We start from the raw sequence: 21,904 nt of genomic DNA, 5'->3' as shown, positions 1-21,904 counted from the left end.
TTCTTAGCTTTTTCACTGTTTTTAGTTTTTTATGAAAAATTTTTCATTTTACATTTAACTTTTCCCTCTGTAACAAATCTCTATTATCAACGACTATTAATACAAATAATCTTTTTATAGTAATGAAAAATGCGAAAATCGCATCATTGCTTTTTGTTTTGTCTGCAGGAAGTATGATGTTTGCCCAAGATGACTTAATCAATAAGTTAAAAAATAACCACTCACAAAATGCTAATTTTCAGTTCACAACACTAAAAGACGTTGGTGCTACTTCTGTAAAGAACCAGGGTTCATCAGGAACTTGCTGGAGCTACTCAGGAAATTCTTTCCTTGAATCTGAAATGCAGAGAATGGGCAAAAAGCCTGTAGATCTTGCTGAAATTTTCACGGCCAGAAACTCTTATCATGATAAAGCGAAGTTATATGTTTTAAATAACGGAGCTATCAGTTGGGGTGACGGTGGAGAACTCCACGATGTAATCAATATGTACAAAAAGTATGGAGCTGTTCCTCAAGATGTTTATTCTGGATTAAAAGCCGGACAAACAGTGAACAACTTCAAAGAAATGCAGGGAAAAATAAAGCCGGTATTGGATAGTCTGGTTCAGGCTTCTTCAAAAGGAAAGCTTTCCGATAACTGGATGGATTCTGTGGATGCTATTCTTGATGAATATTTAGGAAAAGTACCTGCTAATTTTACGTATGAGGGGAAAAACTACACTCCCAAAACATTCGCGAAAGAAGTGGTAGGAATTAATCCTGAAGATTATGTAGAATTATCATCTTACAAAGATTATCCTTATTATCAGAAATTTGTAGTTCCAATTCCAGATAACTGGAGCCATGATTCTGACTGGAATGTTCCAATGAAAGATTTTACAGCTATTATCGACAATGCTGTGAATAAAGGATATTCTATCGGGTGGGCAACTGATGTTTCTGAGCCTTATTTTTCTTACAAAAATGGGGTAGCTTATGTTCCTGATATGGACTTAGAGCAAATTACGGCTGAAAATAAGCAGACGTTGTTTACAGAGCCTAAAAAGGATAAAACAATTACTGAAGATATGCGTCAGAAAGCTCTAAACAACCTTTCTACAACAGATGATCACGGTATGCATATCGTAGGTTTGGCCAAAGACCAGACCGGTAAAGAATATTATATGGTAAAAAATTCTTGGGGAGTTACCAATGACTTTGCAGGATACCTTTATGTATCAAGACCTTATGTTGAATACAAATCAACTGCTATTTTGGTTCACAAAAATGCAATTCCAAAAAGTATTTTGAAGCAGTTGAAACCAACAAAAAATATTGGTTTATAGGAAATCACTTCTGCCGCTATAAGGCAGTTTTAGATATTTAAATCTGTTAAAAACCCGCTCCCGGATTTTCCGGGAGCGGGTTTGTTTTATCCTGACTTCTCATACCCAGTATTTTTTTGTGCAGGATCCTATACAAACAGGATAACATATATTAATTCATTTCACAACATATTGCAAAATCCATCCAACATAAAACTGCTGCATATTTTGGAAAGAGTTTGGAAAGCTAATGGACTGGATTTACGAATCTGCCGTTACGGCATGGAGATACCAGAACTAGAATCAAAACCGGCTTTCAGAATTTCTGAAAGCCGGTTTTTTAATAAATAGGTGAAAAAATTAAATATAAAATAAAGTGAATTATGATGATAAACTGAATGGTGAATCGTCAATTTTGCTTCGCAGTGAATAAAATATGCTGTTAAAAAATTGACAGCGAAACTCATCCCCTATTCACCACTCCATTTAAAATAATACGCCCATACTTTCTGCTGAGAAATCAAGAAGTTCTGCTGTATTTCCTTCTTTGATTTTATTGACCCATTGGTGATCCTGTAAGATTGCTCTTCCTACTGCCACCAGATCAAATTCTTCATGATCAAGTCTTCTGATCAGTTCTGTAAGGTCAGTTTTTTCTGTCCCCTGACCGGCAAAAGCATTAAGGAAGTCTCCGTTTAATCCCACAGAACCTACCGTAATGGTTGGCTGACCGGTAATTTTCTTAGCCCATCCTGCAAAATTTAAATCAGAACCTTCAAATTCAGGTTCCCAAAAACGACGTTGCGAACAATGGAAAATATCTACTCCAGCTTCTTTTAAAGGTAATAACCAGTCTTCCATTTCATTGGGAGTAAATGCTAACCTTGTTTTATAATCCTGTTGCTTCCATTGTGAAAGACGGATGATAATCGTAAAGTCCTCTCCCACTGCTGCTCTGATGGCTTTTACTACCTCCACGGCAAATCGGCTTCTTTCTTTTAATGTTTTACCGCCATATTCGTCTGTTCTGGTATTGGTTACTTCCCAAAAAAACTGATCGATAAGGTAGCCATGTGCTCCATGAATTTCAAGACAGTCGAAACCAAGATCTTTTGCAGATTTCGCTGATGCCGCAAACTGGGCAATAGTATCCTGAATATCTTCAATGGTCATTGTAGAAGCTTTTTCCATAGAAACCAGAGGGTAGTCTTCAGACATTCTTGTGTCCCCTACATGCCAGATCTGTGGACCCATCTTACCTCCATTCTGATGTACGGTATCAATGACGTTTTTCCATCCGTTTAGGGCTTCATTGCCGTAAAAATCCGGGATATTCTGTAAGTTCTTCGATCCGGGTCTGTTGATGACAGTTCCTTCAGAAAGGATCAATCCAACTTCTGAAGCTGCCCTTCTCCCATAGTAGTCTGCTATATTCTGTGTAGGAACTCCATTATCAGATTGTGCTCTGGTCATAGGAGCCATTACAATTCTATTTTTAAGCTGTAAATTCTTATATTGAAACGGTTTAAATAATGACGATGTGCTCATTTTTAAATATTGTTTTATAATTGTTACACAAAGTAACTAATAATAGTTCATTTTTGTATCTCTTATTAAAAAAATAGTGGTAACTTCGCAGTAACTTACATTAGTAACATCAAAGTAACATATGGAATCTCAATTCTATATGTGCTTAAAAAATAAATATTTCCCTATGAAAAAGAATGAATTAATGCAATACAGCTGCCCTTTGGGTAAGGCAATGGCCGCATTGGGAAGCAAATGGAAACCCATTATTGTACTGGTGATCAAAGACCGGAAATTACGCTTTGGAGAGCTTGCTGTGCGTATTAATGTTATTTCAAGAAAGGTTCTGACTGACCAGTTACGGGAAATGGAAAGTGATGGTCTGGTGATCCGTGAAGAATTTAAAGAACTTCCTCCAAGGGTAGAATATTCTCTTACGGAAAAAGGACTGGCTTTACTGCCTATTCTATACCTGCTTGAGGAATGGGAAGCAAAATACCAGGTTAAAGGACTACAAACAAAAGATTGTAGTATACTGAATAAAGAAAGTAAAAAGGCTGTCAATGTTTGACAGCCTTTTGTTTTATTTCCAACTCGGATATATTCGGATTTCTTTAAAGGAGAGAAATTTGGCTTACCGTACTTCTTAGCGTTATTTTTCATCAATAATGACAGGATAAAAAATGTAATCAGAAACATCACAAACTGAATCAATAATACAGGAATTACATAATCCGGCTCAGCAAATCTATATATAAAACTTAAAAATGTGACCGGGAATGTAAGTTACAAAGCATAAAGCACAGCCGGATAATACGTACATTTGGTCTGTAGCAATAATTTTTAAGACAAACTATATTTTCAGATGGCAGACGGGATACAGATTTTAAAAGACTTTGTTGGGAATACAATTTCTGAAAAAGATTTTGAACAACAGCTTTATACCAATCCGGATTTAGAAAAAATCCTTTCAGACACTAGCATTACTTGGCAAGGAACCTATTTACAGGATACCAATCCATTTTTATATTTAGCAGAACAGGATTATAAGAGTTCTATCGGAAAATTAAACGCCCATGGGACCGTAAAGCTATTTCTTTCAAAAATAGGAGTTGAATTCACTTCTTCAACCCAATACTCCGATGAGTATAATCTGATTCTAAGTACAAGTCCCAAATATATCGATGCAGAACCAGACTTTATTGAAAAATACATTTTACCGGAAGATAAAACCCTTTCAAAAACTGATCAAAAGCTGTACATGAAACAACGGTATGCTGAGCTTTTTAAATATCAGACGAAACCTCCTCAATGGATACAAAATCCCAATTGGCCGATTAAAAACAACAAACCTTTATTCTTTTTAGGACAAATAGCCATTAAGAACGGTGATATATTCCACGATAACGGAGGTGTCTATCTCTTTGCTGATCCTGAAACTGGAGCTATTGAGACGGTGAAGCAATTTTATTAATATGTAGAGTTCTGATCCGGGATACTTTCAAAAGGGTAAGTATAACACGAAAAAGTAAGTATATAGCTATTGATATGTTTATAGTTCAAATTTGTATAAAATTTCCATTATGAATTATAAAGAAATAGCTAAAGAAACCATTGGCCACCTGTATAAAGCGCACACCAGTATCCGAAAATCCGGTATTGACGAAAAGCTTATTGCTCTGGTAGAATTACGGATATCCCAGATTAACGGATGTCCCTATTGCTGTAGTTACCATGCTAACGAGCTCCTCCGCTTTGGCTTTGAACAAGATGTTATTAATAAGCTTCCGGGCTGGAAACACACCTATGCATTTGATGCTAAGCAAAAGCTTGTTTTAAGCTGGGCAGAGGCTGTCATTCACCATACCAATGATTGGCATGAGATCAAAGAAAAACTGGCCGAACATTTTACAGAGCGGGAAGCTGTAGAGCTAACAGCAAGTATCACTTTAATGAATACGCTGAATAAGTTGCGGATCACTCTGGCCGAAACAGATTAAAATTTCAGATCTACTTTTTATGATGAAAAACGGCGAGCTTTCAGAATTCTGAAAGCTCGCCGTTTTATTATTTTAAATTCCAATTAGAATATCGCAGGATATTTCTGAGGATTTGTTTCATTGAACATAGCATAGATCTTTTCTACCATATCATCTGTAGACGGCTTACTGAAGTAATCTCCATCACTTGCATATGCTGGTCTGTGATCGTTGGCAGAAATCGTTAACGGATCTGAATCCAGGTATCTGAATGCTTTCTGCTTTTCTAAAATTTGCTGTAAAATAAATCCTGTAGTTCCTCCTTCAACGTCTTCATCGATTACTACTAATCTGTTGGTTTTCTTTACACTTTCCGCAATCTCATGAGATAAATCGAAAGGGATTAATGACTGGATATCAATAACCTCTGCAGAGATTCCTAATTTCTCTAATTCATTAGCGGCTTCAGAAACCACTCTCCAGGTAGAACCATAAGTTACCAATGTAACGTCTTTCCCTTCTTTAGTAACCTCAATTTTACCTACAGGAACAGTGAATTCACCTAAGTTATCAGGCTGCTTTTCTTTTAATCTGTATCCGTTCAGACATTCTACAATAATTGCAGGCTCATCCGTCTGAAGCATCGTGTTGTAAAATCCTGCAGCTTTTGTTAAGTTTCTTGGAACTAATACCAGGATTCCTTTTGAAAGGTTCAGAATCCCCGCCATTGGAGAACCTGAGTGCCAGATTCCTTCTAATCTGTGGCCTCTTGTTCTGATGATTACAGGAGCTTTCTGCCCCCCTTTTGTTCTATATTGTACGGTAGCCAAATCATCACTCATCCCCTGTAAACAGTAAAGAACATAGTCTAAGTACTGGATTTCGGCAATAGGTCTTAATCCTCTCATTGCCATACCAATCCCCTGTCCAAGGATGGTAGCTTCACGAATTCCGGTATCTGCTACACGCAATTCGCCATACTTTTCCTGCATTCCTTCAAGCCCCTGGTTAACGTCACCGATATTTCCGGCATCTTCACCAAATACTAAAGTTTCAGGATATTTTGTAAAAATTTTATCAAAGTTATTTCTTACAACTACTCTTCCGTCCACATCTTCAGAGCTATCTGAGTATACCGGCTTTATTTCCTTTACATTTTCAGCCTTCCATTGAGACTGAGAGTACAGGTGAGAAGAATAATTGTCTTTTTCAATTTCAAAAACTTCATTGTACTTCTGCATCAGTTGATTTCTTTCTGCAGAATGAGTTCCTCTTGTTGCCAGTAAAGATTTTCTGATTAAGTGGAAAACATCTTTTTTAGCTTTAGAAACCAGTTTGTTGAATTGAGCAATATAAGCTTCAACTTCAGTATTCTGACCTTTAAGATTTTCCACTAAAGGCAAGATAGACTGCACCAAATCTGTAATTGTTTTCTGATAGCTGTCCCAAGCCACTTTCTGACCTGCTTTTGCTATTTTTTTAGCTTCATCATCAATGGCATCCAGTTCTTCAACGGTAGCAATGACTTCGTCTTTTCCTTCAATTTCAATAGAATAGTTCAAAATCCATTCTTTGAATTTTACCAGTCCGTCAAACTGCGTTTCCCAAACAAGACGCTCTTCATTTTTATATCTTTCGTGAGATCCAGATGTAGAATGTCCCTGAGGCTGAGTAACTTCCACTACATGCACTACCACAGGAACACTTTCTGTTCTTGCAAAATTTTCTGCTCTTGCATAAGCATCTAATAAGGCAGGATAATCCCAAGCTTTTACCTGGATGATTTCACAACCCTGGTTGTCTCCTTCTTTTCTCTGGAAACCACTTAACATTTCACTGATATCTGCTTTAGCTCTCTGATTTTTTGTAGGAACTGAAATTCCGTAACCATCATCCCAGATAGATACGATCATAGGAACCTGAAGCGCGCATGCAGCATTCAATGTTTCCCAAAAATGACCTTCTGCTGTAGAGGCATCACCAATGGTTCCAAAAGCAACCTCATTCCCTCCTTTCGAGAATTTTTCAGAACCTTCAAAGGTTACGCTTTTATAGATTTTAGAAGCCTGAGCTAATCCTAACAATCTAGGCATTTGTCCCGCAGTAGGAGAAATATCAGAAGAAATATTTTTCTGTGCTGTAAGGTCTTTCCAACTTCCGTCTTCATGTAAACTTCTTGTTGCAAAGTGTCCGTTCATTTGTCTTCCTGCTGAAGCCGGCTCTCTTTCTACGCTGGTGTCAGCATATAATTGTGCAAAGAAGCTTTCTACTGTTAAAGCATCTACTGCTAATGCAAAAGTCTGATCCCTGTAATATCCTGAACGGAAGTCACCATTTCTGAAAACTTTCGCCATTGCCAACTGAGGAAGTTCTTTACCATCTCCAAAAATTCCGAATTTAGCTTTTCCTGTGAGAACTTCTCTTCTTCCGAGATAAGACATTTCACGAGAGATCCTTCCTAACTTGTAATCTCCAAGTATCTGATTTTTAAAATCTTGAAAGGATATTTGCTGTGTTTCAATATAGGTTGTTTGCATAGCTAAGTAAAAAAGTTTTTTATTCTTCAAGTATTTTGCTAATATACACTTTTTAAATTAATTTTAATTTTTAATAATCTTTTTTAAAAATTTGATAATAAAAAAAATTGTGCTTTATTTTGAAAAAAATTGTAAAGATGGAAAAAAAGTCACCTCATATTCTTAATGCATCGAGCAATCTTTTAGGATTCTCACTGATCATTATTACTTCACTGAAAATCAGTAAAATCAGTCGCAATACATATTTAGACGAATTTGCAGGGCTAGCTTGCCTACTTTTCGCATGCAGTTGTTTTTTCTCTTTCCTGGCTATCAGAACAAAAGCAGAAAAGAAGGAAAGCAAGTTTGAGACTATTGCGGATTATTTATTTTTATTCGCCTTATTTTGTATAGTTCTAGCTGTTATTATTGTAACCATGAAAATACTTTAATTAATATTATCCTATTTATTTCTTTAAAATCTGTTTAAAATTACTAATTAAATGAATAAATATTAAAATTAACAAATAAAAAACACTTAAATAAGCAAATAAGTCACAACTTAATGAAATATTTGCTTTTTCGATATCATATTTGTAATTTTACTCCTGCATAACTCAAAAAAAAAACAAATGAAAATTACATTATTGACGTTGGTAAATGCTTTCGCATTTCCCATGTTTACAATTGCACAGGTAGGGATCAATACAAGTAATCCCCAAGCTGCCTTCCACGTTGATGCAGCAAAAGATAATCCGACAACCGGAAGCCCTTCTGTCCTGCAACAGGCTAATGATTTTGTTGTAACGGGAACAGGAAATATAGGTATTGGAACTACTGTACCTACGGACAAACTGGATGTTAGTTCAGGAAATGTCAGAATTCGAAATATTAACTCCAATATTGGGGTGGGAGGAAACGACAGAGTTGTGGTAGCCGATGCAAACGGAGTATTAAAGACCATCAATTTTACGGATTATTCGTTATTTCATGCCCGCCTTACAGCCAGCCAAAATCTTACAACTCTTTCTATTAGCACATTACTATTTTCTACTCCATTAGCAACTTCGCCATTTTATTCCTATAATACAAGTACAGGAATTTTGACGTTCAACCAGCCGGGAAATTACCTGATTACCCTGCAGGCCAGTTTCTCAAATGCGGCAGCCGGAACCCAGCTACTTCTGGGAGTACGTCCTGTTCCTGATGCCAATTATCTGGGAAGGGGAAGTCATTATAATGCTACAGCAACTTCCGGAACTGTAGGAGAACTTATGAATTATACCACCATGCTGGTCATTCCTACCGCCGGTTATCAAATCCGTTTTACAGCCGCACCTAACCAAAACTGTACAGTTCTTGCGACGGAAACCGGAAGTACCGGAAGTGGTAATGTAACCAATGTAACGATTCAGAAAATTTAAAAGAAAAAATCGGAATGCCATAAGCACTCCGATTTTTTATTATGTATTTATATTCTTAAAATTTCCTTTCAATAACATAGCTCAGCATACTATGTAAAGAGCTTCGCGCTTCAGAGTCCGGAAACTCATTAAGAATATCTTTAGCCTTTTGCTGAAATTCTGTCATGATTTTTACTGCGTATTCTAATCCTCCGGAACTTTTAACAAATTCTATAAGCTCTTTTACTCTTTTAGGATTATTGTTATAACGTTTTATGGTATCAAAGTAATATTTCTTATCCTTTTCACTGGCTGTTTCCAGAGCATGAATCAAAGGAAGCGTCATTTTCTGCTCTTTAATATCAATTCCTACGGGTTTTCCAATTACATTAGAACTTAAATAATCAAAAAGGTCATCCTTAATCTGAAAGGCCATTCCGGTGTAAGTACCGAAATCCTGCATTTTTTTGGCAAGTATTTCGTCCGCATTATTGGAAAGCACTCCAATTTCACAGCAGGCAGCAATTAAAGTCGCTGTTTTCTGACGGATAATTTCATAATAAACATCTTCTGTAATATCAAGTTTTCTGGCTTTTTCAAGCTGCAAAAGCTCACCTTCAGACATTTCACGGATTGTTCTGGAAATGACACCCAGTAAATCGTAATCTTTATGGTCTGTAGATAATAATACTGATTTTGACAAAAGGTAATCCCCCACTAAAACAGCAATTTTATTTTTCCATAAAGCATTAATAGAAAAGAAATTACGACGTTTGAAACTTTCATCCACTACATCATCATGTACCAGAGTAGCCGTGTGAATCAGCTCAATCATAGAAGCTCCACGGTAGGTCTTTTCATTAACATTACCCACCAGTTTAGCACAAAGAAATACAAACATAGGTCGCATCTGTTTCCCTTTGGTTGTAACAATAAAGCGGGTTACTTTATCTAATAAGGGAACTTTACTTTGCATTGATTCATAAAACTTCTGTTCGAAAAGTTTCATTTCCTCATTGATCGGTTGCTTAATGTCTTCTACAATGTTTGCCACAATCTGCGAATGCTGGGTGAATAATTATTTATTCTCACAAAGATAATTTTTTTCGGTCAATTTTAAGAAAAATTAATCTTTGAGTTTTTCTTTAGGAATAAAATAAAATGCCTGCTTTGTTCTCACTACTGAATATCTGAATTTTTCACCGGATAAATATATTCCGCTTTCATCTACTGCTATTCCTTCTATTTGCCCAATGGCTGTAGCACTTCCAAGATAATAATGCCTGGGTCTTTCTTTAAAAAATACCCCCGGTTCTGTTTCCGTAAAAACATCCAGAAAAACCTCTGTTTTCTTGGTGTAGCCCACTAAATAAAGTTTCTTATCAAAGTAAGCGGCATCCGTTACCATAAAATTGGTTTTATAAGATTCTGTCTTTACAGCTCCCTGCTTTTCATATACTTCAGGCTCTATTGTATAATGTGTGGTGGCTTTCGCTGCCCATTCTTTTGTAAAAAGATGAATTTTCCCATGAGCATATACCATGGCTTCTGCATCAAAATCCGTATTATAATAGCTGGATATATAGTCCGTCTGCTCCGGATAGTGAAACAGAATTTCCTTTAGGCTGCTGTTTTGCAGGCTATCATTCTGTACGGGCACTTTAAAAATCTTAAGATGCCTCCTGCTTCCGTCATTATTTCCAAAATCTCCTATATAAAAATGAGTACCATCATTGGTAAGAGCTTCCCAATCTGTGTTTTTAGCATTTACTTTTAAAGTATGTAAAATCTCTCCTGATGTTTTGCTGATCTCGAACAATTCCGGAGCATTACCGCTATCATTGAAGGTATATAATTTTCCATTGAACATACTCAATCCTGAAGTTTCCTCAATTTTATGATCCAGATAACTGACTCTGTATTTTTTTATTTTTAGAAAATCAGTTTGCTGTGAAAATGCGAACTGACCAATGATAAGGCTAGTAACCAGAAGGATTTTTTTCATAAGACAAAAATAGGGCTTTAAGTTTAAACGGAGAGAAGACACGGGTTGAGATTCGTGGGATAAAAGAAATAAGTACATTTTGCTCATTGATTTATTGTATAGAAAGACCACAGTTTGATGTATGATCATTTTACTCCCCGAAAAGGAGTGAGAAATCTGAGATTGACGGGATGATCTCAAAAGAAAACGGGCTAAAAAGCCCGTTCTCATGATAGATTTTTATTTAAAATTAACTTATAGGTTAAGCAATTTTCTGTGTTTCCTGATTTTGCGGCTGTTCTTTCTTTTTAGCCTGTCTTGCAAAATACTCTTTCTGATATTGTCTTACGGTCTTTCCAGTGCCGTCATGTCTCCATCCCGGAGAATTAAAAATATAATTGATTCTGTCTGTGAATTTTAATCCAGGTTGTTTAAGGTCTTTCCAGATTTTCCTCCACTCATAGAAAAGAACGGTATCCGGTCGGTTATCCGGCATTTTTGGATAGATTCCGTATTTAATAGGAACATTGGGATCTTCTTTTTGAAAGGTCCCGAATATTTTATCCCAGATAATAAGGCACATTCCCATATTTTTATCCAGGTATTTAATATTGCAGGCATGGTGTACACGGTGGTGAGAAGGGGTTACCAGAATATATTCCAGGATTCCCATAGTCTTCACAGTCTGTGTATGCACCCAGGTTCCATATACCTGTCCGATGGCATAAACCACCATAATATGCCAGGGATTAAAGCCCAAAAAGGCCAGAGGAGAAAAGTATAGGTATCTGTAAAGTGGCTGCAGCACAGGGCTTCTGAATCCTGTTGTCAGGTTAAAATACTCTGAACTATGGTGTGTAATATGAACAGCCCAGAATGCTCTGGAACGGTGATCCACATAATGCAGCACATAATAGGCGAAGTCTGTCACAATAAAACAGATCAAAAAATACCAGATGCTAAAATCCCATGAGAAAAGCTTGTGATGGTAAAAGAAAAACATTACCCCCATTGCAAAAGCTTTCATAATAAGATCGAGGCCGAAGTTCATCAATGCCAGGTAAACATTGGTGGCAAGATCTTTCCCACTGTATAATTTAGCTTCAGAAATATGGCTGTAAATCATTTCAGCCAAGATAACTGTAGCGTGAAGTGGAATTGACCATGCATATACATTTTCTAACCCATCTTCATTCATAAAAAAGTCCATCATCACAAAATAATTTGTGCAAAGGTAGGGCTTTAGACAATGTAGTAAAGGGGGTTTTAACCTTTTTTAAGGAAATTTTAATCGGTAGCCTTATTGGCCAATTGTCCGCAGGCAGCATCAATATCACCACCACGACTTCTTCTGACCATTACCGTAATTCCGGCATTTTCAAGCTGACGAATATAGTTTTCTTCCGCCTGTTTGTTACACTGATCATATTTTCCGTCTCCAATCGGGTTGTATTGAATAAGGTTTACTTTAGAAGGAACCTGTTTACAGTATTTGATTAAAGCTTTAATATCTTCATCTCCATCGTTAATTCCTTTCCAGACACAATATTCAAACGTAATAACTGAACCAGTCTTTTGGTACCAGTACTGAAGTGAGTCCATGATATCCGTTAACGGGAATTTATCTGAGAAAGGCATGATCTCATTACGCTTTGATTCGATGGCAGAGTGAAGGGATAATGCCAGTTTCACACGCAGTTCATCGTCAGCAAGCATTTTGATCATTTTAGGAATTCCGGATGTAGATACGGTAATTCTTCTTGGAGACATTCCTAAACCTTCCGGCTGGGTGATCTTTCTGATGGCTTCCACTACATTTTTGTAGTTCATCATTGGTTCTCCCATTCCCATGAATACGATATTGGTAAGGGGTCTCTCAAAATACATTTTACTTTGGCTGTCAATCAGGGCTACCTGATCTACGATCTCCGCCACTTCAAGGTTTCTCATCCTTTTCAGTTTCGCCGTAGCACAGAATTCGCAGTTGAGTGAGCAGCCTACCTGTGAAGATACACAAGCTGTAGTTCTTGTTTCTGTTGGTATAAGAACAGATTCTACCAATAATCCGTCATGGAGTTTTACTCCGTTTTTTATTGTTCCGTCTGTGCTTTTTTGAAGAAGGTCTACAGAAACGGGATTAATGGTATATTCTTCGGAAATTTTTTCACGAAGTGATTTCGAAAGATTCGTCATTTCATCAATCGAGTGGAGGTTTTTACTCCATAGCCAGTCATAGACCTGTTTCGCACGAAACGGTTTTTCTCCTAAAGATACAAAGTAGTCTTTAAGCTGGTCTAATGATAATATACGGATATCTTTCATTTCAGGTGATAGGTTGTAGATGACAGGCTGCAGCTATTAATCTAGCTGCAACCTATAACCTAATATCTTTTTATAAAATTAACATTGCATCACCGTAAGAATAGAATTTATACTTTTCTTTTACGGCTTCTTCATAAGCATGCATTACGAAATCTCTTCCTGCAAATGCTGCAATCATCATCAATAATGTTGATTTTGGAGTGTGGAAGTTGGTGATCATTGAGTTAGCTACTCCAAAATCGTGAGGTGGATAAATGAATTTATTAGTCCAACCGTTGAAAGCAGAGATTTTTTTGTTTGAAGAAACAGAAGTTTCCAATGCTCTCATGGTAGTAGTTCCTACGGCACAAACTCTTCTGTGAGTTTCTACAGCTCTATTGATGATTTCAGCATTTTTCTCATCAATAATGATTTCCTCAGATTCCATTTTGTGTTTAGAAAGATCTTCTACCTCAATTGGGTTGAATGTTCCTAATCCTACGTGAAGCGTAACTTCAGCAAAATCAATCCCTTTGATCTCCAATCTTTTCATTAGGTGTCTTGAGAAGTGAAGACCTGCTGTAGGCGCGGCTACGGCTCCTTCTATTTTTGCATAGATCGTCTGGTATCTCTCAGCATCTTCAGGTTCTACTGCTCTTTTGATATATTTTGGAAGCGGAGTTTCTCCTAATTCCTTTAGTTTTGTTCTGAATTCATCGTAAGAACCGTCGAATAAAAATCTTAAAGTTCTACCTCTTGAAGTGGTATTATCTATTACCTCAGCTACTAAAGATTCATCTTCAGTAAAGAATAATTTGTTACCAATTCTGATCTTTCTTGCCGGATCTACTAATACATCCCAAACACGAGTTTCTTTATCAAGCTCTCTTAAAAGGAAAACTTCAATTTTAGCTCCTGTTTTTTCTTTATTTCCATAAAGACGTGCAGGGAAAACTTTAGTATTATTAAAAATAAATAAATCCTTCTCATCAAAATAATCCACAACGTCTTTAAATAATTTGTGCTCGATAGTTTCTGTTTTTCTATCAAGAACCATTAATCTAGCCTCGTCTCTGTGTTCTGATGGATGCTCTGCTAATAATTCCTCAGGAAGATCAAAATTAAAATCTGATGTTTTCATTTTAAATTACGGTTTAAAAATTATTGAAATTACAAGGTGTAATTTTCGGAGTGCAAATATACGACATTCAAGACCCCTTTGTCAAGTATTATTTACAATGAAATATAAAACCGTGATTTCACGGGAATTTTTAACCGAAAAAAAAGATTAATTTAGTCTCAGATAAAAAAGTTATGTACTGAATTGTCCATTTTATCACAAATATACAATTCATACTCACCCATACATGAAACATCAATAATTACAATTATGAGCAAATATTCAATTGAAGCTTTTATCAATGAAACAAAAGAGAATCCACAACAAAGAGATTATTTTGAGCTGGAGACCAAACATCTTTTAGAGATCAATCTTAATAACCAGGCTGTATGGACAAAAAGAGGCAGCATGGTAAGCTATGTGGGCAATATCAATTTTGAAAGACAGGGAATGCTGGCCGGAGGTATTGGTAATCTTTTAAAGAAAGCGATCAGCGGTGAGGGTGCCAGGCTGATGAAAGCTGAAGGAACAGGGAAATTGTATGTAGCAGATTCGGGGAAAAAAGTCCGTATTCTGTATTTAAATAACGAATCTGTATGCGTGAATGGTAATGATATTTTAGCGCATGAGCAAAGTGTAAAGAGTGACATAACGATGCTTAAAAGTGTTGCCGGCATGATGTCGGGAGGTCTTTTTCAGGCCAAACTTTCGGGAACGGGTCATATTGCCATAACTACCCATGGTGATCCTTTGACTTTACTGGTTACTCCTGACACTCCTGTGTTCACAGATCCTAATGCTACTGTGGCATGGTCCGGAAACCTAAGCCCGGAGCTGAAAACAAATGTTTCCTTTAAAAGTCTTATCGGAAGAGGAAGCGGAGAGGAATTCCAAATGAAGTTTTCAGGAAACGGATGGGTACTGATCCAACCGTATGAAGAAGTGTATTTTACAGAAAAATAAAGCTCCTTAACCTTGGGCAATTTTTGTACTTTCGTATCAGTTAAAAAACAAAAGCAGATGAATAACCTGATAAAATTAGTTTTTGTACTGGTTCTGTTTCCTTCTACAATTATTGCCCAGGTATCAAAGGAAAATTATACATACCATATCGATCTTCTTCATGTATCGAATGATGAAGTCACAGTTTCTTTTACCCCTCCCAAAAACAATCTTACACAAGGGAAGTTTATCATTCCTAAACTTGTTCCCGGATTCTATCAGGCTATGAATTTTGGGCAGTATGTCTCCAATCTTGTTGCCACGGATAAAAAAGGGAAAAAGATACTTACCGAACGTCTGGACAAAAACAGCTGGATGGTACATGACCTTAAGCATGTCAACAAAATATCATATCAGGTCGCAGACGGATGGGACTCGTTAGAAAAAGATACCCATGAAGCCAAATCTGCCGGCAGCACATTTATTAAAGACAGTGTTTTTGTCATCAATTACAATTCTTTAGTGGGATATTTTGAGGAAATGAAAGATATTCCCTACCAAATCAACATTACAAAAAATAAAGATTTTTATGCCTCTTCTGCTCTGGATTACAAACAGAAAGATAAAAATACCGATATAGTATGGGCAAAAGATTACCGCCAGTTGGTAGACTCTCCTGTTTTATACTGTGTTCCTGATACCACCTGGCTGAAAATAGGCCATACTGAAGTTCTTGTTTCATTTTATAATAAGAAAGAAAGACATTATTCAAAAAAAATAGCTCTTGAACTAGAGAACATTTTGAAAAACCAGCAAGCTTATCTGGGAGGGTCGCTACCGGTAAAGAAATATGCCTTTTTGATTTATTATGAATCTGCCAATGAAAAGGGATTTATGGGAGATGGGCTGGAGCATTCTCATTCGACAGTCTGCCTGTACCGCTCCGGGAGTATGAATTTTATTCCTTTTGCTTTAAACAGAGTAGCTTCCCATGAATTCTTTCATATTATTACGCCTCTCAACATTCACTCAGGAGAGATTCAGCATTATGATTTTCTAAATCCTACCCTATCTAAACATCTCTGGCTATATGAGGGAATGACAGAATATGCCACCATCCATATGCCTATAAAACAAAAAATGATAAGCCTGGATGATTTTGAAAAAACCCTGGAAGAAAAGATAAAGGGCATGAAAGAGTTTGACAACACATTATCTTTTACGGAGATCAGCAAAAATGCCATGGAAAGACAGGACCAGTATATGAATTTTTATCAGAAAGGACCATTACTGGGCATGTGTCTGGATATCAGATTAAGGGAGCTTTCCGGAGGAAAAATGGGTACCCAGGATCTGATGTTGCAGCTGATGAAAAAATACGGAGAAGGCAAATATTTTAATGATGATGAACTGTTTGATGAAATTACCAAAATGACTTTCCCGGAAATACGTACATTTTTCAGAGACTTTATTGAAGGGACCCAACCCATTCCTTTGAAAGAATATCTGGCCAAAGTGGGTTTTACTTATGATGAAACTACCGGAAAAGTGAGTCTTTCCTCCAACCCCGATTCAAAACAGTTAGCTTTAAGGAATGCATGGATAGGCCAATAAATACTTAATATAATTTGATCTGTACTACATAAATAATTGATTACTTTTAACGTAAGTAATTCGGTACTAAACTAAAAATATATTTTCCATGAAAAAAATACTTTCAGGAATCCTGATGATGATGATTCATCTGGCCTATCCGCAGATACAGAAAGTTGAGCAAGTCATTGACTCCTGTGTAAAAAAAGATAATTTCAATGGGAGTGTATTGGTTGCGAAAGGTGGCAGAATTGAATTACTTACCTATAAAGGGTTATCAAACAGGCATTATAATATTCCTTTTTCAGATGAAACCAGATTTCATATCTTTTCACTTACCAAAACTTTTACTGCAGCATTGATCATGCAGCTTTATGAAAGAGGAAAAATAAATTTAGACGCTCCTATTTCCACTTATTATCCTGAATACAAAGGGGAAGCAGCAAAAAAAGCAACCATAAGGAATCTCCTCACCTATAGCAGTGGAAGAGAAAATAAAGACATCAGCTCTCCTGAGCTCATTCATCAGGCTTATGATAATACGTTATGGGATCTGGATGATTTCATCAGTACTTTTCTCTCTGAAAAACTGATCGATAAGCCCGGTACGAAATTCAGTTATAACAATGGGGATTTTATCCTTCTTGGAAAGATTATTGAAAAAATATACCATCAGCCTTTTGAAGACGTCCTTAAAGAACAGATATTAATTCCTCTGAAAATGCAGAACACAGGATTTCTTCACCATAATGACATCATTAAAAATATTGATGAGGGCTATACTGCTGATGACACCAATGTTTTTGCTCTCCACACTCCTACCAACACCTATATCGACAATTTTTATTCTGCTGGAGCCATGTATTCTACGCCCAAGGATCTTCTCATTTTTGACCAGGCTCTCTTTAACCATACTCTGATTAATAAAGCAACATTGAATACCATGCTTACTCCGGATAAAAAACTGGAAGATACAGCACTGGGATTTTGGGTGTACCCTAAAAACTTTGGTTCTGTACATACCCTTTTTGTGGAACGTCAGGGAGAAGGTTATGGACACAGTGCCAACTGGGTACATCTAGCCGATAAAAATGATCTGACCTTAATTATTCTATCCAATACAAAAGACATTAAATACTTGAATAAAATGAGAGAAAGACTGATTACGGCTTATTTGGGACAGTAAAAGGGGATAATATTAGATATTAGATGTCAGATACTAGATATCAGATATGTACACCAAAAGCTATTTTATATTCTCCCCCACTCTCAAACTCTAATACTCTTCCACTCTCCTACTCTAGTACTCTCAAACCCCTTCTCACCACAACTTATTACCGCCCTCTCTTCGCTGTGATTTACAAAAGTTTTAATATATTTAGAAAAAAAATAGATGGACAATAGTACTTCCCGCAGGAACTTTCTAAAAACAGCAGCTTTGGCGAGCTTTGGAGCATTGGTCGTACCCAATTCTTTATTTGCCTATTCAAATGATTTTAAAACAGATAAAAAAGTCCGTGTCGGTTTTATCGGTGTTGGGCTTCGTGGACAGGAACATGTAAAACTACTGGCAAAACGTAATGATGTAGAGATCATAGCATTTGCAGATCCTGATAAAAGAATGCTCGCAGCTTCTCAGAAAATATTAAAAGACAATAATAAATCGGCTGCTCAGGAGTTTTCAAACGGAGAATATGACTATAGAAATCTTTTAAAATCAAAAACAATAGATGCGGTTGTTATTGCAACTCCATGGGAGTGGCATCTTACGCAGGGGGTGGAAGCTATGCGCGCCAAAAAGATTGTTGGAATGGAAGTTTCCGGAGCTATTAAGCTTGAAGATTGCTGGGAATTTGTGAAAGTATATGAGGAAACAAAGGTTCCTATTTTCATGATGGAAAATGTATGCTACCGAAGAGATATCATGGCTATTCTGAATATGGTCCGTAAAGGAATGTTTGGAGAGCTGGTTCATGGAAGAGGTGGCTACCAGCACGATCTGAGAGGAGTCCTTTTCAATGACGGAGTAAACCCTTATAATTCCGGGGCTGAATTTGGAGAAAAAGGCTTCAGTGAAGCAAAATGGAGAACTGAACATTATGTAAAACGTAATGGAGAACTGTATCCTACACATGGATTAGGGCCGGTTGCCATGATGATGGATATCAACCGTGGAAACCGTTTAACAAGACTTTCCTCATTCTCTTCAAAATCTGTAGGATTACATAAATATATCGTAGAACATGCTAAAGGTGGAGAAAACCATCCGAATGCCAAGGTAAAATTCAATCAGGGTGATATCGTCACTACACAAATTGCCTGTGCCAATGGGGAAACAATACTGTTAACCCACGATACCAGCTTACAGAGACCTTATGATCTTGGATTCCGTGTACAGGGAACTGAAGGATTGTGGCAGGATTTCGGATGGGGAGATTTCAACCAGGGGAATATTTATTTTGAAAAAACAATGAACCACAGCCACCGTTGGGAAAATACGGAAAAATGGATGAAAGAATTCGATCATCCGATGTGGAAGAAGTTTGAAAATACAGCAGCAGGTGCAGGACATGGCGGAATGGATTTCTTTGTGATGAATACTTTTATTGAATGTATCAAACGCAATATAGAATTTCCGATGGATGTTTACGACCTTGCTTTATGGTACTCCATTACGCCGCTTAGTGAAGAATCTATTGCCAAGGGCGGCCAGGTTGTTGAGATTCCTGATTTCACCAATGGTAAATGGAAGACCCGTAAACCTGTATTTGGAATGACCGATGAGTTCTAAAAAAACATTACTCATATTAGCCGGCGGATTAGGCAGCCGTTATAAAGGTCTCAAGCAAGTGGATGGAATACTCGATAACGGTTCTCCGATTTTGGAGTATTCTATCTATGATGCACTGGAGGCGGGTTTTCGTAAAGTAGTCATTATTGTCAACAGGCTGATCCCCAAAAGTTATATTGAACGACTCAATGCTCTATCCGAAACAAAAGGGTTTGAGCTGCATTGGGTGTATCAGGAAATGGACCGTATTCCTCTTCAACATTTTGATTATTCAGAACGGCAGAAACCCTGGGGAACCGCTCATGCTGTTCTTTGTGCAAAAGACGTTATATATGAGCCTTTTGTCATGATTAATGCAGATGATTTTTACGGAAAAGAAGCCTATCAGCTGGCAGCTGACGAAATTGACCTTCATCATATTTCCGATGTAAGATTGGCTATGGCAGCTTATCCCGTGAGTACTACATTAAGTGGTAACGGAACTGTTGCAAGGGGAATCTGCACTTTAGATCCGGACAATTTCCTGATCAAAGTAGAAGAACAGACGTCTATTCAAAAGGTAAATGATTCAATTATGTATACAGAAAACGGACATTCGGTAGAAATAGCTCCCGATACATTAGTATCCATGAATTTTTTCATTTTCCATCCCGGTATTTTTAGTGCTCTGGAAACCTATTTTTATGATTTTATAAAGTCAGGTCCGATGCCTACTCAGGAATTTTATATTCCTTCTGCCCTACAGAGAATGATAGATGAAAAAAAGGTGAAAGTAAAAGTGAAAACCTCCCCTTCCCAATGGATGGGAGTAACATACGCAGACGACAAAAAGAGCATTAAAGATTTTCTGACTTCAGAAATTCAAAAAAACAGATACCCGGAAGATTTATGGAACTAAACAGCATTGTCAATCAATTCATTGGTACAAATAATTATAACATCTCCCCTATTACAGATGGACTGATCAATACCACTTACCTCTTAGAAGATAAAGACCAGCAGAAAAAGTTTATCCTGCAAAAGATCAATCATGCCGTTTTCAAACAGCCGGAGATCATCATCAACAATCATATTATTGTCAATCAACGTTTAGAAAATGGCAATTATCCTCTGCAGCTGATCAAGCCCATCCCTTCTTTGGCAGGAAGTTTTATCGTCTATGATGACCATATGGATTCCTGGAGGTTATCCAGTTTTATAGAAAATGCACAAACCCTTTTTAAAATTCATGACCAAGCCTCTGCCTATGAATCTGCTAAAGCAATAGGATGTTTTCTTAATGCCATTAATACAGGAGATATTCCGGATATCCAGGCTCCCATTCCTGATTTTATCAATTTTGAAAAAAGAATTACAGATTACAGGAATTCATTACAGGCTGCCGATGTAGCCCTGATAGAAAAAGCTTCTCCCGAGATTGAAGAGGTCAATGATTTATTGTTCTTACCTCAGCACTGGATTGAAATGGAAAGAAATAATGCGCTTCCCCGCCGAATCATACATGGAGATCCTAATGTCAGAAATATCCTTTTTAATACCGACTTCAGTCCTCTGGCTGTTATTGATCTGGATACCATCATGATTTCTACTTTATTATATGATTTTGGAGATATTGCCAGATCCTACACCAATACAACAAATGAAGATGATGGCAGTGCTCTGAAAAACTTCAGTCCATCAATATACAGGGCGGTAAAAGACGGATTCCTGCTTCACTTAAAAGAAAAGCTGGTATTCAAAGAACTTGAGCATCTTGATTATGCGGCCCAGGTGGTGATCTATATTCAGGCAGTTCGTTTTCTGACCGACTATCTGAATGGAAGTACTTACTATGCTATACAGTATCCTGAACATAATCTCAACAGAACACGCAATCAGCTAAAGCTGTTAAAAGGATTGAGAAGATATCTGAAAGCTGATTGATTTACAGCCTAACAGATTGATCAGATTGTTGATACAGTAAGAAATACTGATACTTTCTCTATTCCTATGGCGTGAAAAAGATAATAGTGGATCATCCCATTCTCTTGTCATTCCGTAGGAATCTAAACACGTATACACAGGGAAATCAGAGACTTTCATTGAACTTTTAATTAAGTCGGATCTTCGGTTTGTGGTCAAAAATCAAATTTGCATCATTAACCACCCCGTCAAAAATTCTTCGAATTTTTGCCACCCCTCCGGAGGAGGGGAATATAGAAGCTTCCATTGTCATATTGACTATGAAAATCGTAGATTTTGAAAAGCTTAAGTGTACTTTTCAGCAGTGTGATAGTCACTTTATAAATCTTTTGTGATTGATATGTTCTCTCTCGGATTGAGCAGATCAAGCAGATTTTTATTTCTGATTATGCTAATATTCTATGCTTAGATTCCTACGGAATGACAAAATGAGTGGACAGACAAAATCTGTTATTTATAATTCTGAAGGAATCTAGATTTGT

19 protein-coding genes are annotated in these 21,904 nt (G+C 37.0%); 12 read left to right on the top strand and 7 right to left on the bottom strand.

Features of this window, described 5'->3' with window-relative positions; genetic code table 11:
- Window positions 1–122 precede the first annotated feature (122 nt).
- The gene (locus DRF57_RS05905; protein WP_047486539.1) at window positions 123–1,325 is read left to right on the top strand and encodes a C1 family peptidase; all 1,203 of its coding nucleotides are present in this window, start codon (window positions 123–125) and stop codon (window positions 1,323–1,325) included.
- 465 nt (window positions 1,326–1,790) lie between these two features.
- Here the strand turns inward: DRF57_RS05905 and DRF57_RS05900 are convergent, their stop codons facing one another.
- On the bottom strand, window positions 1,791–2,852 hold the full coding sequence (locus tag DRF57_RS05900) for an NADH:flavin oxidoreductase (RefSeq protein ID WP_047486540.1): 1,062 nt from the start codon (window positions 2,850–2,852) through the stop codon (window positions 1,791–1,793).
- 166 nt (window positions 2,853–3,018) lie between these two features.
- On the opposite strand from DRF57_RS05900, the gene DRF57_RS05895 reads away from it, so the two are divergent.
- The 3 genes from DRF57_RS05895 (at window position 3,019) to DRF57_RS05885 (ending at window position 4,831) form a co-directional block, all read left to right on the top strand.
- Window positions 3,019–3,402: a winged helix-turn-helix transcriptional regulator gene (locus DRF57_RS05895; RefSeq protein WP_047487133.1), complete on the top strand. Its 384-nt coding sequence runs from the start codon at window positions 3,019–3,021 to the stop codon at window positions 3,400–3,402.
- Window positions 3,403–3,696: 294 nt separating this feature from the next.
- Window positions 3,697–4,305: a hypothetical protein gene (locus tag DRF57_RS05890; RefSeq protein ID WP_115917393.1), complete on the top strand. Its 609-nt coding sequence runs from the start codon at window positions 3,697–3,699 to the stop codon at window positions 4,303–4,305.
- A 109-nt stretch (window positions 4,306–4,414) separates the two neighbouring features.
- Window positions 4,415–4,831 (top strand): carboxymuconolactone decarboxylase family protein, encoded by a 417-nt coding sequence (locus DRF57_RS05885; protein WP_115917391.1) that lies wholly within the window; start codon window positions 4,415–4,417, stop codon window positions 4,829–4,831.
- Between the two features lie 83 nt (window positions 4,832–4,914).
- Here the strand turns inward: DRF57_RS05885 and DRF57_RS05880 are convergent, their stop codons facing one another.
- Complete coding sequence (locus DRF57_RS05880; protein WP_115917389.1) at window positions 4,915–7,347, bottom strand: alpha-ketoacid dehydrogenase subunit alpha/beta; 2,433 nt, start codon at window positions 7,345–7,347, stop codon at window positions 4,915–4,917.
- 137 nt (window positions 7,348–7,484) lie between these two features.
- Here DRF57_RS05880 and DRF57_RS05875 point away from each other — a divergent pair, with 137 nt between their 5' ends.
- Window positions 7,485–7,778: a hypothetical protein gene (locus tag DRF57_RS05875; RefSeq protein WP_047486547.1), complete on the top strand. Its 294-nt coding sequence runs from the start codon at window positions 7,485–7,487 to the stop codon at window positions 7,776–7,778.
- A 180-nt stretch (window positions 7,779–7,958) separates the two neighbouring features.
- Window positions 7,959–8,750, top strand: a complete 792-nt coding sequence (locus tag DRF57_RS05870; RefSeq protein WP_115917387.1) for a hypothetical protein — start codon at window positions 7,959–7,961, stop codon at window positions 8,748–8,750.
- A 55-nt stretch (window positions 8,751–8,805) separates the two neighbouring features.
- On the opposite strand, the gene DRF57_RS05865 is transcribed toward DRF57_RS05870, so the two are convergent.
- The 5 genes from DRF57_RS05865 to queA form a co-directional block, all read right to left on the bottom strand.
- Window positions 8,806–9,783: a polyprenyl synthetase family protein gene (locus DRF57_RS05865; RefSeq protein ID WP_115917385.1), complete on the bottom strand. Its 978-nt coding sequence runs from the start codon at window positions 9,781–9,783 to the stop codon at window positions 8,806–8,808.
- A 72-nt stretch (window positions 9,784–9,855) separates the two neighbouring features.
- Window positions 9,856–10,734, bottom strand: a complete 879-nt coding sequence (locus DRF57_RS05860) for a hypothetical protein (RefSeq protein ID WP_115917383.1) — start codon at window positions 10,732–10,734, stop codon at window positions 9,856–9,858.
- A 241-nt stretch (window positions 10,735–10,975) separates the two neighbouring features.
- A complete protein-coding gene (locus DRF57_RS05855) occupies window positions 10,976–11,926 on the bottom strand; it encodes a sterol desaturase family protein (protein ID WP_047486555.1) in 951 nt (316 codons plus the stop codon).
- A 74-nt stretch (window positions 11,927–12,000) separates the two neighbouring features.
- Window positions 12,001–13,035, bottom strand: a complete 1,035-nt coding sequence (gene rlmN / locus DRF57_RS05850; protein ID WP_047486557.1) for a 23S rRNA (adenine(2503)-C(2))-methyltransferase RlmN — start codon at window positions 13,033–13,035, stop codon at window positions 12,001–12,003.
- A gap of 70 nt (window positions 13,036–13,105) precedes the next feature.
- On the bottom strand, window positions 13,106–14,155 hold the full coding sequence (queA, locus tag DRF57_RS05845; RefSeq protein ID WP_047486560.1) for a tRNA preQ1(34) S-adenosylmethionine ribosyltransferase-isomerase QueA: 1,050 nt from the start codon (window positions 14,153–14,155) through the stop codon (window positions 13,106–13,108).
- A 249-nt stretch (window positions 14,156–14,404) separates the two neighbouring features.
- On the opposite strand from queA, the gene DRF57_RS05840 reads away from it, so the two are divergent.
- The 6 genes from DRF57_RS05840 to DRF57_RS05815 all read left to right on the top strand — a co-directional run bounded on the left by DRF57_RS05840 (window position 14,405) and on the right by DRF57_RS05815 (window position 21,383).
- Window positions 14,405–15,097, top strand: coding sequence for an AIM24 family protein (locus DRF57_RS05840; RefSeq protein ID WP_047486564.1), 693 nt, complete (start codon window positions 14,405–14,407; stop codon window positions 15,095–15,097).
- A gap of 57 nt (window positions 15,098–15,154) precedes the next feature.
- Entirely contained in the window at window positions 15,155–16,690 is a 1,536-nt protein-coding gene (locus tag DRF57_RS05835) for a M61 family metallopeptidase (protein WP_115917381.1), read from the top strand.
- A gap of 88 nt (window positions 16,691–16,778) precedes the next feature.
- Window positions 16,779–17,855, top strand: a complete 1,077-nt coding sequence (locus tag DRF57_RS05830) for a serine hydrolase domain-containing protein (protein WP_174772361.1) — start codon at window positions 16,779–16,781, stop codon at window positions 17,853–17,855.
- A gap of 207 nt (window positions 17,856–18,062) precedes the next feature.
- Complete coding sequence (locus DRF57_RS05825) at window positions 18,063–19,460, top strand: Gfo/Idh/MocA family protein (RefSeq protein ID WP_115917379.1); 1,398 nt, start codon at window positions 18,063–18,065, stop codon at window positions 19,458–19,460.
- Window positions 19,450–20,358, top strand: a complete 909-nt coding sequence (locus DRF57_RS05820) for a sugar phosphate nucleotidyltransferase (protein ID WP_047486570.1) — start codon at window positions 19,450–19,452, stop codon at window positions 20,356–20,358. The genes DRF57_RS05825 and DRF57_RS05820 overlap by 11 nt, the downstream gene beginning before the upstream one ends.
- Window positions 20,349–21,383 carry an aminoglycoside phosphotransferase family protein gene (locus tag DRF57_RS05815; protein WP_115917377.1) on the top strand — a complete coding sequence of 345 codons (1,035 nt, stop codon included), beginning with the start codon at window positions 20,349–20,351 and terminating at the stop codon, window positions 21,381–21,383. The genes DRF57_RS05820 and DRF57_RS05815 overlap by 10 nt, the downstream gene beginning before the upstream one ends.
- Window positions 21,384–21,904: the final 521 nt, after the last annotated feature.

Origin of the sequence: Chryseobacterium rhizosphaerae, assembly GCF_003385455.1 — a bacterium.
Classification (GTDB): domain Bacteria; phylum Bacteroidota; class Bacteroidia; order Flavobacteriales; family Weeksellaceae; genus Chryseobacterium; species Chryseobacterium rhizosphaerae.
Note: the sequence above shows the minus strand (reverse complement) of the source record. Positions and strands in the feature narration are given on the sequence as shown.